The organism is Streptomyces sp. SID3343 (genome assembly GCF_009865215.1).
Lineage (GTDB): Bacteria > Actinomycetota > Actinomycetes > Streptomycetales > Streptomycetaceae > Embleya.
Genome location: NZ_WWJX01001468.1, coordinates 1 through 16,932, shown reverse-complemented (window position 1 = coordinate 16,932; position 16,932 = coordinate 1). Strand labels below are relative to the sequence as shown.

Here is a 16,932-nt window from a genome sequence, read left to right as displayed (position 1 = left end):
ACGGCGCTCGGGCCGCGGCCCGCGAGACGTGCGCGGCGCTGGGGCCGGCCGAGGGCTTGACGCCGCCCTACGACCCGACCGACCCGGACCCGAGCGGGCGCAGGCTCGGTGAGCTGCGCGCGTGGCTGCTCGCCACCATGCCGCTGATCGCCGCGCGGGCGAACCTGCGCGAGCAATGGCACGAGGCCGTGAGCGGCGAGACCGACCAACTGCACCCGGAACTGATCCGTTACGCGGACGTGATCGCCGCGACCTGCATCGGCGTGGCCTCCCGGCCGGAACTCACCGAACTCGACTTCGATCTCGCCATCGTCGACGAGGCCGGACAGATCGGCGTCGCCGACGTGCTGGTCCCGCTGGTCCGGGCGAAGCGCGCGGTCCTGGTCGGCGACCAGCGCCAACTCCCGCCGTTCCTGGATTCAGACGTCGAAAGATGGGCCGCCGACGCCGACGAGGAGACCCGGGGCCTGCTCGCGAAAAGCGCCCTCGAACTGCTCCTGGACGGCCTGCCCGGCAGCCACGTCGTGCAACTCACCCTGCAGCGCCGGATGCCGGCCGAGGTCTGCGGCTTCATCTCCGAACGGTTCTACGGTGGCAACCTGCACACCGCCGCCGTGCGGCACGAGCACCGGGACCCGCTCTTCACCGCCCCCATGGCGTTCGTGGACACCGCCAGGCTGCCGAAGGCCCGCCGCTACGAGCAGTCCGGCGGCACCGCGGAGGACGGGAACATCCCCGGCACCAGCAACGAGACCGAAGCCGAACTCCTCGTCGAACTGGCCTGTTTCTACCACCGAAGAGGCGCGGAATGGGCGGTCATCGTGCCCTATCGTGCCCAAGTGGACGTGATCACCCGCGCCTTGGCGGGCCGGATCGGCGATCTCGACGTCGCCCGGCACAACGTCGGCACCGTCGACTCGTTCCAGGGCGGCGAACGCGACGTGATCCTGTACGGCTTCACCCGAAGCAACCCGAAAGGCAAGGTCGGCTTCCTGCGCGAACTGCGCCGAATCAACGTCGCGTTCACCCGGGTCAAGCGGCAACTCGTCCTGGTCGGCGACGCCGACACCATCGGAAACGCCGACGACCCCGAGTTCCGCAAGCTCGCGGAGGCGCTGCGGATCCACCTGATGACCCGGGGTGAGATCCTGCAATACCTCGACGTGCGGGAACGGTTGGCCGACTTCGACACGGACTGGAGGCGGGCGTGAACACCCGATCCCGAGCGCAGGCCACCCGCAAGTGGCTGATCCCATACCCGGAGACGCGCGCGGTCGAGCATGCGGCGTTCGTCGAAGGCATCACGCCCACCGGTGTCTTCCCGGTGCTGCTCCCGGTGTGGTCCGTCGAGATCCGGGCCACCGTCACCGAGGGCAAGCCCTACGACCTGATCGACCACTACCTCGAACGCGCCATCCACGAAGGCCACTTGGACACGGTCGACGGTCTGGCTCGATTCCTGGGCCTGGACGCGGTGTTGGTGGATCGTGCGCTGCGCTCGCTGGTCGCGATCGACCACATCGTGCGCAACGGGGACACGGTGCGACTCACCGAACTCGGTCGTCGATCGGTGTGCGCGGGCACCCGCTACGTGGTGACGCGCGAGGATCGGCGCAGGCTCTACTTCGACGCGTTCCGGTCGCGGCCACTGACGCGGCGCTACTACGCCGGCGATCAGGTGACCTTGCTGTCCGGCGCCGACGCCGACCACCTTGGCCGGAACGGGCAGCGCTTCACCCTGCTCGTGAGCACGCACGGGTTCGCGCGGGACGCCCTCGCCCGGTTGAGCGCGAGCCCCGAACGCGACCGCTACAACCTGCCGGCCCGGATCGACGAGCCGCAAAGCCTCGGCGAGGAAATGGTCTTCCTGCCGGTCTACATAGTGCGCGGGTGGGAGGGCGGCCGGGGCGGTCGGCTACGCCATCTCGTGTACGGCCAGGCGGGCGACGACGCCGACCCGGATCTGAGCGCGATGGCGCAGGACACAGTCGAGATCGTGTCCGCATTGGCGTCGGAACAGAACGATCCCGAGCGCACCCGGGTATGGCTGCGCGAGAAGCACCCCACCGCTACGGGCCCGGAGGCAGTCGACCGCGGGGGCCGGCGAGCCACCTTCCCCCCCGAGTCCTTCGGCCCGGACGCGTCCCTCAGCCTCACCAAGGTCGGCTCGTTCCAGCGACATTCGGGGTGCCTGTTCCAACTGTGGTGCGCGGACGAGGAAACACGGCGCCGAGCCTTGGTCGAGCGGATGGACGAATACCTCGGCGCGCGCAGTCGTCCCACCCGCGACGACGTGGACGATCGCCTCGCGCGGATCGCCGAACAATTGGAGCTCCAGGGCACCGATCGCGCGGAACTCCGTCGTCTGGCGCACCGCTACGATCGCCGCGACCTGGCCGCACGACTGGACGAACTCGGGACCTACCGAGCCCACTGAAGGACGTCGTCCTTTCGTTCCTTGGTCCTTTGGTCCCTTGGTCCTTTGGTCCCTTGGTCCTTTGGTCCCTTGGTCCCTTGGTCCTTTCGTCCCTTCGTCCCGAATCCCCGAACGCGTCCCGAATCGCCGAGCGGACGTCGTGTGCTGGGCTCTCGGGACGGTCCCGACGTACGAGCGGAGCGAAGCCGGTTCACCCGTTTGGGTGCGATAGTGGCTGCGCCAACCGGGCAGGCATGCAGACGCGACCCCACCCGGCGGGTGGCGTGTCGGCCGCGGCCGCCACCGACCAGTGTCGGCGGCCACCGCGAGCGGTGTCGACCAAGGGCATGCGGAAATGCCCGACCGACGCCCGGAACGGATACACGCGGCGCAGGGCCGCCCCACGACACCGCGATCGACATCGACGGCCTCGATCGAAGCACCCACCCGCTCCCGCACCGGAGGCACCCCCATGAGCAATCACCCGCCGAGCGTCCACCCGGCGAACAACCACCCGACGAACAACCACTCCGTGAACAATCACCCGGCGGGCAGTCACTCGGCGAACAACCACCCGCCGAGCGTTCGCCCCTTGAACGTCCGCTGCGTCGACGTCGCGCCCCTGACCACGGACCCTCCGGCCGCCGACCCCCTCGGCATCGACGTTCGTCACGACGAGGGATACCTCCTGCTGACCTTGAGCGGCGAACTCGACTGCGCCGGCTCGCCCCGACTGCGCGCGTTCCTGGAGCTGTTGCCGTTCGCCGAACACTCCCGGGTCGTGATCGACCTGACCACGCTGGCGTTTTGTGACTCGAGCGGCATCACGACGCTGCTCACCGCCCGCCGAATGGCGATCTCCGCCGGCGCCTCCATCGCCCTGGTCGCACCCACCCCCCAGGTCGGCAAGGTCTTCGAAATCACCGGCGTCGCAAGGGTGTTCCACATCCACGTCACCCTCACCGACGCCCTGAACAGGTGACCCCAGCGGCCCGGAACCGGAGCCGCAGCGCGGCGAAGCACCCGGTTGCCCCACGGAATCCGGGTGCCGCCGGACGTGGTCGACCGACATGCTCTGTCCCCGCCGTCCGCACGCTGCTGCTCAGGTAGGCCAGGCCTGGGCGACCGACCAACCCCATGCGGTGGCCCCCTGAAGAACACCGCAGGCCAAGGTGATCGGAAATGGCCAATCTTTCCCTTCGTGTTTCAACTGCGCACTGCGGAGCGCAAGATCTCCACGGAACTTCGGAGGGGGGCCGATGGTGCGAAAAGACTTGGTTGGCAGCGGAGAACGGCGGCGAGCCGGACCGGACAGTGACCGGCCGAGGGGTTTCGGGATATCGCAGCGATCTTGTCGGCCCCGGGGGAGCGGCCCTCAGCCACAAGACTGAACGGATGCTGTGACACAGCGCGTTCGCCATACCGGAGGTGCGAGACGGGGCGCGCAGCCCCTCCGGCCTTCCGAGGCGGAAAGCGCCGGGCAAGGCGACCTGTGCCGCGCGACGGTACTTCGCGCCCGTTGGCGGTATTTCGAGCTTCGAGGGGATGTGTCGGACGGCATGGACATATTGGACCGATCTCTTGAGGAAGTGGATCCCGAAGTCGCGGATGCGCTGGCTGACGAGCTTCACCGGCAACAGAGCAGACTGGTGATGATCGCGTCGGAGAATTTCGTTCCCCGTGCGGTTCTGGAGGCACAGGGCTCGGTGCTGGTGAACAAGCTCGCCGAGGGTTATCCGGGCAAGCGGTACTGCGCGGGCTGCGAGAACGTCGACATCATCGAGCGGCTGGCGATCGAGCGGGCAAAGGCCCTCTTCGAAGCCGAGCACGCGAATGTGCAGCCGCATTCGGGCGCGCAGGCCAACGCTGCCGCCTACATGGCCCTCCTAGACCCCGGGGACACGATTCTGGGGCTGGATCTGGCGCACGGGGGCCATCTCACCCACGGCATGCAGCGGAACTTCTCCGGTCACTTCTACACGACCGTGTCCTACCAAGTGCGGCCCGAGGACTGCGTGATCGACGTGGAGGAGCTGGCTCGGCTCGCCGAGAAGCACCGTCCGAAACTGATCGTCGCCGGATGGTCGGCGTACCCCCGGCAGATCGACTTCGAAGTGTTTCGACGCATAGCCGACGAGGTCGGCGCCTACCTGCTCATCGACATGGCGCACTTCGCGGGCCTGGTCGCCGCCGGCCTGCATCCCAATCCGGTGCCCTGGGCCGACGTCGTCACCTCCACCACCCACAAGACGTTGACCGGTCCGCGCGGCGGGCTGATCCTGTGTCGGGGTGAACTGGCCGACCGGATCGACACGGCCGTCTTCCCCGGGCAGCAGGCCGCGCCTCTCGCGCACACCATCGCGGCGAAAGCAGTGGCCTTCAAAGTCGCGGCAGGAGCGGACTTTCGCGACTGGCAGCGACGCACGGTCGACGGGGCCCGCGTCATCGCCGACCGCCTGGGGGCGCCGGACGTGTCCGCGGCCGGGGTGTCCGTCCTCACCGGGGGAACCGACGTCCACCTGGTCATGCTCGACCTGCGCAACTCCCCGCTGGACGGCAGGCAGGCGGAACAACGCCTGTACGAGATCGGCATCACGGTGAACCGCAACGTCGTGCCGTTCGACCGTCGTCCGGCGCTGGTCGGCTCCGGGCTGCGTATCGGCGCATCGGCCCTGGCCACCCGGGGCTTCGCCAACGAAGGCTTCCGCGAGGTCGCGGACATCATCGCCGCCGCGCTACAGCCCGAACTCGACGAGGCCGCAGCACGAATCCTGCGCGGGCGCGTGGACGCGGTGGCCACCAAACACCCCGTGTACTCCTCGCTGTAGATGACAACCACATCGCGCCGCGGCCTCGCACCGCAGACGGTTCCGCTCTCCTTCGCCCAGGAACGGACCTGGTCGGTCGGCCGGCGCCCCACCGAAGCGGCGACACAGCACGTCGTAGCGGTGCGGAAGCTGCCCGGCCCGCCGGACGAGGCCGCGCTGCGGCGCGGTCTCACGCGAGTCGTCCACCGCCACGACGTGCTGCGTACGGTCTTCCAGGAGGTAGCCGGGCGGGCGGTGCAGCGCGTGCTGCCCCGGGTGGCGTGCGAACTGCTCGTCGACGACGTGGCCGCAACGGGGCTCACCGCCGGCCAGGTGGACGCCGAGATCCGTGCCCGGGCGCAGCACGCGGCGCGCGAACCGTTCGATCCCGCGCACGCGCCACTCGCGCGCATGGTTCTGCTGCGGGTGAGCGGTCCGCGACCCGACGGCGGGACGGCACGAGAAGGTGGGCATGTGCTCGTCCTGGTCGCCCATCGGCTCGTGGCCGACGAACGCACGGTACGCCTGCTGCTGGCGGAACTGCTCGCGCAACAGGCGCTCCGAGACCGTCCGCCCGCGGGCGACGACCCACTGCCGGTGAGCTTCGTGGACTTCGCCGCGTGGCAACGCCGAGGCATCGACGCAAGACGCCGTACGTCCCGAGACCTCGCCTACTGGCGTCGGCAGCTCGCGGGAGCCCCCACCGGGCTCCTCGTGCCTCCCGACCTGCCGCTGGATCCCCACCCTCGCACCGACCGCGGGCCACGCAACGCCACCCGCTGCCTGCACCTTCCGCAGACTCTCGTCTCCCGCCTGGACCACCTCGCCGACCGGCAAGGAGTTCGGTTGTCGACGGTGCTGCTGGCGGCGTTCACCGTGCTGATCTCCCGCTACAGCGGGTACCACGACATCGTCGTCGGCGCGACGATCCACGACCCACCCCGACCGCGCCTGGATCGAGTGGTCGCAGGATTCGCCGACACGGTGCCGCTGCGCATCGACCTGCACGACGGCCCCACGTTCGCCCGGACCCTGGCACGCGTACACGAGGCCCTCGCAGGCGCGCGGGAGCACCGCAACGCACCGTTGCACGCACTTGCCCCGCGAGCGGGCGAATCCCGCGGTCAACAGTCCCTCGCCGCAGCCGCCTTCGGCCTGGACGACGCCGCGGCGCCCGACCGCGACCGACCGGGCGAACCCGCGACCGTCCTTCCCGTTGCCTCCCCGCATCCGCACACGCCCCTGTACCTGTACGGCGCGCGCGACCGCTCCGGCCTGACCCTGCACCTCCACCACCACGCCGACCTCTTCAGCCCGGCATTCGTCACCGCCCTGCTCGCGAGCCTGCGCGCACTGCTGGACCGTGCCACCGAAAACCCCGTCGACACGGTCCACGACATATCGCTGCTCCCACCCGGACAGCCCGGCACACACCCGGCCGCCCGACCGCCTCGCCGCCCCTCGCCCCTGCGGATCAGCGACCTGATGGAGGACTCGGCGCTCACCCACCGCGACGCGCCGATGCTCGTGCAAGGCACCCGCATTCGGTCCTACTCCGACCTGTCGCAACGAGCCCACACGTTGGCCGACGCCCTGCGCGATGCCGGACACCGCCCGGGTGACGTGGTCGCCGTCGCCACCCGCCACAAAGGCTTCGACCTGTACGCCGCCCTGTGGGCGGTATGGCTGGCGCAGGGCACCCTGCTTCTGCTCGACACGGCGCTGCCGCCCGCGCGTCGCACGCTGATGCTGACCCAAGCAGGCGTACGCACCGTCCTGGCCCTCGACCCCGAGTCGGCGGCCGCCGCTCTCCCGACCCCCGTACACACCGTTGTGAAGACCATCGGCGACGCGGGCACGAAAGTACTGCGCGGCGGCACCCGTGCGTCCCAGGGCGCACACCACCGAGCGGGAGCACGGACCCACGGCGAAGCCGAAATCCCGGCCTACGTCTTCTTCACCTCGGGTACCACCGGCGCCCCCAAAGCCATCGTCGGACGCCACGGGGGCCTGGCACACTTCGTCCGCTGGCAGAGCAGACAGTTCGGCATCGGCCCACCCGACCGGTGCGCGCCCTTGCTGAGCCTGAACGCCGACGCCTCGCTCCGAGACGCCTTCACCCCCTTGATCGCCGGGGCCTGCCTGTACTTGCCCACCGACGCCGAAGCACTCGGCACAGACGCCTCATTGCCCCTGGAGTGGATGCGCGAGAGCGCCATAACGATGGCCCACACGGTCCCCTCACTGGCCGCGGCATCCCTCGCCTCCTGCGCTTGCCGCGATCCGCTGGAAGAGCTGCGGCTGCTCTTCCTCGCCGGCGAGCCGCTCACCGGACGGCTGGTCTCCCGCCTGCGCTCCGCCGCCCCACGAGCCGAGGTGGTCAATCTGTACGGGGCCAGCGAATGCACCATGGTGCAGACCTGGTTCCGTGCCCCGGCGGTCTCGCGCGTCGGCAGGGTCCCGGCCGGCTGGAGCATCCCCGGCGCCCAACTGCTCGTCGTCACCAAACACACGGGCACACCCTGCGCACCCGGCGAGGTCGGCGAGGTCCTCATCCGCTCACCCCACGCCGCCTTCGGATACCTGGCAGGCACCGGTCCGGACAGCTTCCAGCCGAACCCGCTGCGCTCCGACCCCACGGATCGCGTCTTCCACACGGGCGACCAGGGGCGACTGCGCCCCGACGGTTCCCTGGAGATCCTCGGTCGCGCCACGCACCGCACGCGGCACCCCATCGGCAGAGGGCCCGACGAGATCAACGAGATGCTGGCCGGCCACCCGGCCGTCGCAGACTCCGCCGTGGTGGAAACCGACGGTCCCGCCTACACCGCCTACGTCGCCTGCCACCCGGGCCGCTCCGCGACCTCGGCCCAACTCCGCGACCACCTGCGCCGCACCTGCCCGCCCGAGGCCGTGCCCACCGACTTCACCTTTTTGCCGCACATCCCCACCACCACCATCGGGAAGCTCGATCGTCGGCGACTGCCCCCAACCGGCCACCCCGCTACACACGGACCCACCGAACCGCACCGAACACCACGCCCGCGCCCGGGCAACCGGCCGTCCTGAGGAGAACTGCCCGTGCCTGCCTTGCGGCTGCAACCCGACGCCCTCGCCTCCTTGTTCACCCCGCCGGCGCACGCGCGGGAAAGGATCGGGCTGGAGGTGGAAACCGGTGTCGTCGACCCGCGGACCGGACACGCCGCCCCCTATGAGGGCCCCACCGGCGTCAAGAGCATTCTCCACACCGTCCTGGCCGAATGGGGAGGACAACCTCGGTACGACACCGACCACCTGACCGCGGTGCACCTACCGGAAGGCGGCCTGATCTCGGTCGAACACGGTGGCCAACTGGAGTACTCGGGCGCACCGGCCGCCGACCTGGCCGGCGCGGTCGACGACGCGCGCGCCGCAATGCAGCGCCTGGCGGACGTCGCCGAGCGCTTCGGCCTGGCCCTGCTGCCCGGCGCGTACCTGCCCTTCGACCGCCCCGACGCCATCCGGCCCGTACCCATGAGCCGCGGCCCGCTCATGCGGGAGCACTTCGCCGCCCTCGGCCCCGCGGGCAGCCGCGGCGACAGCATCCTGGCACTGTCCACCAGCACGCAGACGCACCTGGACTACCTCTCGCCCGACGACTTCACCTTCAAGCTGCGGATGCAGATGGCCGCCTCCACCGTGGTCAACGCGCTGTTCGTCAACTCACCGCTCCACGACGGCGCGTTCGACGGTGTGCTGTCGCAGCGATCCCAGGCATGGCTGTACACGGACCCGAGGCGGTGCGGCCCGATACCACCCGCGCTGCGACCCGACGTGACGGTCGACAACGTCATCGACTGGGCCCTGACCCTGCCGATGATCTACTACGTCGACGGCGACGGCCGCCACCGACCGGCCCCCGACCGCCCCTTCGCCGCCATCATGCAGCAGGGCTTCGACGACGCGACGACGCCGACCCTCGAACACTGGGCCTACCACCTGGGACAGATCCTGACCCACGTGCGCGTCCGCCGGACATTGGAACTGCGCAGCGCGGACGGGCCGCCCTACCCCCACATCTCCGCGCTACCCGCCCTGTGGGTCGGGCTCAGCTACCACCCGGCCTCTTGCGCAGCGGCATGGGAACTCCTCAGCCGCTACACCCTCCAGGACCACCGGACGGCTACCGCCCGACTGCCTCGCACCGGGCTTGACACCCTGCTCGGCGGCGACCGTCTGCACGAACTGGCCCTGGAGCTGGTCCGATTGGCCAGGAGCGGCCTGGAAGCCCGGGTGGCGGCAGGCGTGGAGAACCCGAAAACGCCGCACTACCTCGACCCCCTCGACGACATCCTCCACACCGGCAACACCTTCGCCCACCAAAGCCTCCAACGCTGGGAAGGCGACTTCGCGCGCGACCCCGGGCGCTACGTCGCCGCCTTCCGCGTGTGAGAGGACGCGCCCGGTCCGGTGGGCAGGCCGCCGACCCCGACGCCGCTTCGACCGCGTTCACGGCCGGCCGAAGGTGCGGCACGTGCCCACGGGCGCGGGCTCGGGGATCGGCGCGCAAGGTCACACCGGCCCTCGTGCGGGTGACCCGCACGAGGGCCGGGATCCCGGGACCAGTCGCACGAGGGCCGGGATCCCGGGACCAGTCGCACGAGGGCCGGGGTCCCGGAGTGGGTGCGGTCAGATCGGGGTCGTCGCGGGGGTCACCCGCTTCGTGGCGCCGTCGACCGAGAAGGACTTCAGGTGGGTCACGGCGCTGTCCGGCTTGGTGCGGTCCGCGACCCTGTACCAGTCCATCTGCACCCGTGCCTTGGTCACGTCGAGCACACCCACGCCGTTGGACTCCGCCTCGCCCCACTGCAAGTGCGGGTTCATCTGCAGGATCGCGCCGATGATCTGCGCCCCGGCGCCGCCGGGGAAGAGGCTGCCGAAGGGCGTCGACGTCACCGAGGACACGACGAACTGCGCGGCCACCGGCGCCCCTCCGCCGGGCGCCGGTACCTCCCCCGCCCACGAGGAGTGCAGATCTCCGGTCAGGAAGACGGTGTTGCGCTTGTCGTGGTCGCGCAGGTGGGTGAAGAGTTCGCTCTGGTCGGCCCGGTAACCGTCCCACTGGTCGGCGTTGACGGTGACCGGCCCGCCCGGCTGGGTGCTCGGCAGACGCCACGGGGCGGCCATCACCGAGCTGCCGATCAGGTTCCAGGTCGCGGTGCCGCGCGCGAGCCCGCTCTTGAGCCAACTCATCTGCGCGCGCCCGGTGATCGTGCGGTTCGGATCGTCCAGCCCGGCCGTGTCGGTCGGGTCGACCTGCTGTGACCGGAAGCCGCGCAGATCGAGCATCGTGAGGTCGAGCAGCTTGCCGAAACCCAGGCGGCGCTGGGTGGAGCCGTGCACGGTCGGGCGTACCGGCAACCACTCGAAGTACGCCTGCTTCGCGGCTGCCGAGCGCGCGGCCCACGTACCCTCGGTCGCCGGGTCGTGATCGCGCGCGCCGCCGGACCACGCGTCGCCCGCGAGTTCGTGGTCGTCCCAGGTCGCGATGATCGGCGCCGCCGCGTGCATCGCCTGGAGGTCCGGATCGGTGCGGTACTGGCCGTGGCGGGCGCGGTAGTCCGCCGCCGTTCGGCACTCGCCCGCGGGTTCCATCGGTCGCACCTCGGTGCTGCCCGGGTGGCCCGCACCGGACGCGAATTCGTAGATGTAGTCCCCGAGATGGATGATCGCGTCGAGATCGCCGCGCTGCGCGAGGTGGCGGTACCCGGCGAAATAGCCGTTGCCGTAGCTGACGCACGACGCGATGCCGAAGCGCAGGTTCGCGATGTCCTGGCGGCCCGACGGGGCAGTGCGGGTACGGCCGACCGCAGAGCGCTCGTGCAGCGTACGGAAGCGGTAGTGGTAGGTGGTCGCGGGCCGTAGACCGCGCACGTCCACGTGCACGGTGTGGTCGTTCTCGGGGCCGGTCCGCGCGAGGCCGGCGCGCACCGGGCGGTGGAAGCCGGGATCGGTGGCCACCTCCCAGAACACCAGGCTCGACGGGCCGCGCCGTGATCCGGGGTGGCAGCCGGGTCCGGGAGTCACGCGCGTCCATATGACGACACCGTCGGGCAGTGGGTCGCCCGACGCGACACCGTGCAGGAAGGTCCCTTCGGTGGCCCCGCGGGCGCCTGCCTCGTCGGCGTGCGCGGCGGGAGCCGACGCCATTCCGACGGCGGCGGCCCCCGAGGCGGCGGCCGTGATCTTGACGAAGTCACGGCGATGCAACGGAATTCTGGTCATGGCACGCGAAGCTAACAGCGCGGCGCAACAACAGGAACAACTTCGGCCACGCATCTCGATCCGGTCCGACAAACCCCCCGCAGCGTCCCCGATTCCCCGATTCGTCGAACCAAGACGGCGAACAGGCGTCCGCACCAACACGCCCACCACGCCGACGCCACCGCCCCGGGCCACTCCCTCTGCATCCCCGTTCCACGATCATGTCGATGACACAGTCGGTCGGGGCGACCACCACGCCGGGGTCGAGCCGGCCGTCGATCGGCCGGGCGCCGGGCGCCAGTTCCCTGCTGAAGAACTTGTTGAAGGTGGACCAGTTTCGTTCCCGATGATCGGCCATCTTCTTCGGCCCGAGCTCCCCGATCCACTGCCGGACGAGGTCCACCGACTTCGGGTCGTCCATCTGCAGACCCGCGTGAAGTCGGCCGGCGTGTCGCCCCCGCGCCGCCGGAGACGAAATCCATGCCCGGCGTATTCTTCCCATAGCTGATCCAACTGAACTTCTCGATATAGTCCAGCCCCTCGTGGACGCCCTGGGTCTCCCCCCATTCGTACCACTCCTCGAAGAAGTCGCACAGGTCCTCGATGCCCGCGCCCTTCCGGTCCTTCCAGACCTCGTCCGGCACAGCCTCCGGGCGCGGCTTCACACCCGCGATCGCCTTTTCGAAAGCGGCCATGAAGCCACTCTTCGGGTCGTTGTAACGCGTCATGACGTTGGCGATGAACTCTTTGATGTCCTTCGAGTACGCGTCACCGTCTCTGGGGGGTTTCGGCGAATCGGCATACGCGCCGCCTTTGGCGAGTAGCTCGTCACGGGTGCCGTGTCCGGCGACGCCACCGCCCTGGTCGAGCACGTGCATGCGATCGGCATGGCGGGTGGCCGACAAGCGGTGGCGTTCACGATCGTTGTGCGTCTCTGCTGGTAGACGGCCGGCCACACTGGAGACGGCTTCGGCTTCGTTGTCGACGGCGGAGGTGGCCCTGTCGAGGATGACCCGCAGGCGGGTCGCGCCGAATGCCGGTGCTCGATGCCGCGTCGGAATGGGTGTGGCATCGGGCGATGGTCGGGTGGCCCGGCGTTCGATGTCGCGGACGCGTTCGGTGCAACCCGAGGGCACCGTCGGCGGGTTCGGCGGCCGGGGCGTCGCGAGTGCTTGGCCCGGCACACTCACGTGGTGTGGGCGCCGGACTTGCCCTCACCGGTACAGGCGCCCGCAATCCTGCGTATGAATCGCGCGGTGAGGTAGACGAATTGCCGGGCCGTTACCGTGAAGCAACGTCCGCAACAGGTCGCTCGGACCGTCGTACACGCCCACGATCCACGAGGGATCGACGTCCAGCGCCGTAACGTCCGCGACCAACGCCCGCAGGTCGGCTGACCCGTCCTACCGGCCTGCTCGTTTCGGCCGCCGGATGCCGATCACGGCGCCGACCCACAACCCCGTCGCCGCCGTTGCCGGCGTGGCCCTGTTCGACATCGGGTTCGGCGTCACCCGGAACGCCACTCAACCCCTGACGTCCGCCCGCCTTCCCCCGCCCGGCTACGGCACCGCCGGCCCCTTGCGGAACTTCGCCTACGACGCCGGCAAGGGGTCGGGTCGGGGCAATCGGGTTCCGGGCAGGCGTCGCCGGCTGTATGGACTACCCCACCGGCCTTCGTCCTCACCGCCACGCTGATGCTCACCGCCTTCTTCCCGGCATGGCGCGATCGCTCGACCCGTGGCCTCGGCCCACAACGGCAGCCCGGTGCCGACGCCGTGCCGGGTAGTCGGTCGGCGCGGTCGCGCGGGCCGTAATAAGACATCAAGCCTTCAAGTCAGTAACGAGATTCCGTCAGGACTCTGGAAACTTCTCGATCAATCGCATCCTGATAGTCTTTTATTTTCTCCAACGCCTCCGAATTTTCCTCTATAGCCCGCTTCTGGTACGCACTCTCAATGGCGAGGAGTGTGCCGGTCAGATTCGTCTCCTTCCGGCAGCCCACGTCCGCCAGGGCCGTTGAAAGTTCTTCGTTCGAGGCCCTTTCTCCGCCGAAAGTTTTATTCGGTTCCCATATATCGCGATAGCGATAGCCGGAGCGGGCCATGCATTCACTCCAGCGACTGTTCACTTGTTGCGCCCGAGAATCCTTCAGCGCATCAGAATTGGCTTCAAGGGAGAGTTTTTGAACAAAATCTCGATACTCCACCGGAGCCTTCCCTTTCGACAAGATCATTTCTGCTTCTTGTGAGCAACCGCCAACGGGAACCTTTTTTCCATCCGGCGTCTCCTTGATCTCACCGGCCCACACTTTGTTTTCCAGATCTGTCGGTGTTCGAGTCTGCGGAGGCGGGGAAGCTGTTCCTTGCGAATTCGAGTCGACAGGAGGCTTGTAGCCAAACCTTGCAACCTCGGATTCCACAAAGACTCCGTACCTGCGAGCATTGCGCTGGTCAATCTTTTGCTGGGGTCCGAGCGCGGGAGCCGGCCAGTCACGCGAGCCAAATCTTTTCATGCACTGTTCGCCAACGATATACACTGCACGAAATGAATCAGAGTTCTGTTGGTCGGTTGGCCAATAAGCATCCAATGGTAGGACGATATCTTTCGCCGTCAGCACCGAATGAATCTCTAAAACAGGTGGCTCGCCTTTGGTTCCGTTTCCCTCGGAAGTGCACGAGACCGAAAAAGCCACGATCGCCGCAACCGTCAAGGCGTCGCGCCTGCGCAAAAATGCCGAGAACATCGCTACCTTTCCAAGACAATGAGCACGGCCCCCGGCGCCCTCATTGGTGGATTCAAGGGGTGAAAACGTTGTGATTTGCGTGCCCAGCGGGAATCCACCGACGATTCGGAAGCGCGAATCCCACATTCCAGGGAATCACCGGTTCCGAGCCGTTCCGCCTTTTCGGGTCGTTGACCCGACGAAAGGGTGATGTGTCACTCTCGTCATCCAGGGCGTCCAAGCCCAAGTGGGTCAGGAATTTCGCAGGGCGATGGCATGCGGGGCGAAGCAGGCCAGGCCGGAGTGGTTTGCTTGCTGTCACTGCCGGCGAGGAAACGAGCGCTGGAGGCCATTGATCGGACACCGCCCATGATTGCCCATGCATTGGCGTTTCAGTGAAGAGGGCGCCCAGGTTGTAGTGGCGGTTGCAAACTCGATAGCGGCCGAGTATCTCGTCCAGGAAGCCGGCCAAGGCGGGCGGCCCGGGCGGGTGGGGAGGATGGAATGCGAACGCGACTCCCTGTTCATGATCGGCGCCATCGACAGCCTGGATCACCGGGAGCCGCGTTCATCATCCCCGTTCCAAGGATTGGGCACGGCACGTCTGCGCGAATCTCTCTTGAGTCGAGAATACCTTCGCTGTGCTGATCAGGTTTCCAGCTCAGATATCATTTCGACTGTCGAGGCTGCGTTGACTCGAAGCCGAGGGGCTAGCGGTATCCAATCGAGACGGTCGAGTTTTTGAAACCACCCAGGTCATTTTGGATGCCACCCCACCACCCACTGTTACTCCCCTCCAAAATGCCGAAGAAGTGGTTCGACTGGCAGTAGGACCAAGTCCGGTGCGATTCAATGTTCAAACGGTAGCTGTTGGTAACTTGGATCCCCCCGACCGGAGCGCCGGTATTGCAGGCCGGGCCTGAATACCAGACGTCGTACGGTGCACCGACCAAGTTCACATTCTTGAACTCAGAGCTATGGTGAAACGAGGCCGCGAGCGACACCTTTCCCGGCGTCCTCTGATTCGACGTCGGCGTATCTGCTGAGGCGGTGAAGGACATTCCTGTCAAGGTCGCCAGCGTTAATGCAACAGCGATAAGTACCCGGCGCGGGTTCATGGGGTCTCCCAATCACGGTCAGACAACGAGCACGGCATGTTTGGTGCACGTGGTACGTGTGATACACGTGGTACGGAAGTTCGGGTGGACACTACCAACCACGTCGAGAGGTAGACAGGGGCGACGCGCTCTCAACTGAAAAGTTGAGTGGTTCGTCGAGGATTGTCCCAATGGATGACGCCGAAGAGTGCACTCCGCCAGGAATTCACTCCAGAACAAACCGTGCTGCAGCGTGTGGGAGGCATCAACCAGCCCATCCTTGGCAGCACTTCCCATACTGGTCCCTCCCGGCGCGGCACTTCGTTTCCCCGCTCGGACGCGGCGGATTGCTGACACCGGTGGATGGCTGGGCCCCGGCGTCGACTCGCAGCGCGCCGCTCGGTGCTCGCGCTGATGGCGGGCCGCAGCTTCGGTGGCTTGGCGACGAAGGATCCGCCGCCATGGTCGGCGACCTGATCGCCCACCTCGGCGGCCTGCTCAGCGAAGAGGTCCACGACGACGTGACCCGCCGCGCCGAGGCGCAGCCGCCCCGAACTGCGGCCGGGTGTTCTGTCGGCTGGGTGTTTGGTCGTTCGGGGGGCCGTGGGGTTTGCGTTGTCGGCCCTGGATTCTCTTCTGGTCGACGTACCGGCTCGTCGGTCGACGACGGGAATCGGGGGCGCTGTTGGGGGACTTCGTCCCGGCTGAGGCGCCGGGACGTAGCAGACGTACGGTCGGGGGTATCGCCGCTGAGGGCCCGAAGCAGCGCGAAATCAACGTATGTGTAGGTGAAATGCAGACCCGTTGGGCGATGCCATCGAGGGCGCGTGGCGGAGACCGAGCATGTGCGCGCCCGTGAGGCAACCCCCGGGTGAAACGGCAAGGTGAAGGGTTCGTGCAGTCGGCAGACAGGGCGCCCAGTGAGTGGGCGGAACCGGCCCGGGTGTCTCGATCGGGTCGGTACGCCGGCGGCATGCCGCTCCCACGCGCCGATCCGTTGATTCCACCACTCGTTCGTCGGCTCCGGATCTGCGTGCCCAGCAGAAGTGGTACACGCGTCAACGGCTGATCGCGGCCGCGGCCGGTCTGTTCGCATCGAAGGGCTACGAGGCGACCACCGTCGACGACATCGTCGCCGAGGCGGGGGTTGCCCGAGCCACGTTCTACCTGCACTTCGCCGGCAAGAACGACATCGTCGTGGAGCTCGCCGACCGCATCTGGGCGGACACGGCGGCGATGTTCGCCGCGTTCGGTGAACTGCCGGACTGGTCGCACGCGAGCATCCGGGCCTGGTTGCACACCTACGTCACGCGCGGCGAGGAGAACCGGCAGGCGCTGAACTTCTTCGCCGAGCAGTTGCCGCACGCGTTGCGCGGGCAGCACCAGGAGCACGTGAAGGAGTTCGTCGCGCTGCTCACCCGGCCGCCGGAGCGGTGGGCCGTCGGTGGTGATCGCCCAGTCGTCGCGGGAGGCGTCCCAGCCCGGGAGGGAGCGGTTCCCGCCTAGGAAGTGTCTTCAAAGTGGGCGTCTGAGCCAGAGCAGGATGGACACGATGGTGATCGCGGCGGTGAACGAGGAGGTGGTCTTGTCGTAGCGTGTGGCGATTCCGCGGAACTGTTTGAGGCGGTTGAAGCAGCGTTCGACGAC

Annotated in this window: 10 protein-coding genes and 2 pseudogenes; 7 read left to right on the top strand and 5 right to left on the bottom strand. The window is 68.1% G+C overall.

The features are described from left to right. The 6 genes from GT354_RS46670 to GT354_RS46645 form a co-directional block, all read left to right on the top strand. A partial coding sequence (locus GT354_RS46670; protein ID WP_202513075.1) for a DEAD/DEAH box helicase occupies positions 1 to 1,211 on the top strand: 1,211 nt, incomplete at its 5' end. Beyond that, entirely contained in the window at positions 1,208 to 2,437 is a 1,230-nt protein-coding gene (locus GT354_RS46665) for a hypothetical protein (protein WP_161363723.1), read from the top strand. The genes GT354_RS46670 and GT354_RS46665, both read left to right, overlap by 4 nt. Before the next feature lie 451 nt (positions 2,438 to 2,888). Then, positions 2,889 to 3,398: an STAS domain-containing protein gene (locus GT354_RS46660; RefSeq protein ID WP_161363721.1), complete on the top strand. Its 510-nt coding sequence runs from the start codon at positions 2,889 to 2,891 to the stop codon at positions 3,396 to 3,398. 577 nt (positions 3,399 to 3,975) lie between these two features. Beyond that, positions 3,976 to 5,244, top strand: a complete 1,269-nt coding sequence (gene glyA, locus GT354_RS46655; protein WP_161363719.1) for a serine hydroxymethyltransferase — start codon at positions 3,976 to 3,978, stop codon at positions 5,242 to 5,244. Next, positions 5,245 to 8,292, top strand: coding sequence for an AMP-binding protein (locus GT354_RS46650; protein ID WP_161363717.1), 3,048 nt, complete (start codon positions 5,245 to 5,247; stop codon positions 8,290 to 8,292). A 12-nt stretch (positions 8,293 to 8,304) separates the two neighbouring features. Next, positions 8,305 to 9,654: a glutamate-cysteine ligase family protein gene (locus tag GT354_RS46645; protein WP_161363715.1), complete on the top strand. Its 1,350-nt coding sequence runs from the start codon at positions 8,305 to 8,307 to the stop codon at positions 9,652 to 9,654. A 237-nt stretch (positions 9,655 to 9,891) separates the two neighbouring features. Here the strand turns inward: GT354_RS46645 and GT354_RS46640 are convergent, their stop codons facing one another. From GT354_RS46640 to GT354_RS46625, 4 genes are all read right to left on the bottom strand, one after another. Continuing rightward, the gene (locus GT354_RS46640; RefSeq protein WP_161363713.1) at positions 9,892 to 11,487 is read right to left on the bottom strand and encodes an alkaline phosphatase D family protein; all 1,596 of its coding nucleotides are present in this window, start codon (positions 11,485 to 11,487) and stop codon (positions 9,892 to 9,894) included. 11 nt (positions 11,488 to 11,498) lie between these two features. After that, positions 11,499 to 12,656, bottom strand: a complete 1,158-nt coding sequence (locus tag GT354_RS55345; RefSeq protein ID WP_237536131.1) for a hypothetical protein — start codon at positions 12,654 to 12,656, stop codon at positions 11,499 to 11,501. A 644-nt stretch (positions 12,657 to 13,300) separates the two neighbouring features. Beyond that, a complete protein-coding gene (locus tag GT354_RS46630; RefSeq protein ID WP_161363709.1) occupies positions 13,301 to 14,335 on the bottom strand; it encodes a hypothetical protein in 1,035 nt (344 codons plus the stop codon). A gap of 563 nt (positions 14,336 to 14,898) precedes the next feature. Beyond that, positions 14,899 to 15,306 (bottom strand): hypothetical protein, encoded by a 408-nt coding sequence (locus GT354_RS46625; protein WP_161363707.1) that lies wholly within the window; start codon positions 15,304 to 15,306, stop codon positions 14,899 to 14,901. 1,035 nt (positions 15,307 to 16,341) lie between these two features. On the opposite strand from GT354_RS46625, the pseudogene GT354_RS56180 reads away from it, so the two are divergent. Then, positions 16,342 to 16,791: pseudogene (locus tag GT354_RS56180) on the top strand (helix-turn-helix domain-containing protein); the annotation flags it as partial. 9 nt (positions 16,792 to 16,800) lie between these two features. Here GT354_RS56180 and GT354_RS46615 read toward each other — a convergent pair. Continuing rightward, positions 16,801 to 16,932, bottom strand: a pseudogene (locus tag GT354_RS46615) (IS5/IS1182 family transposase); the annotation flags it as partial.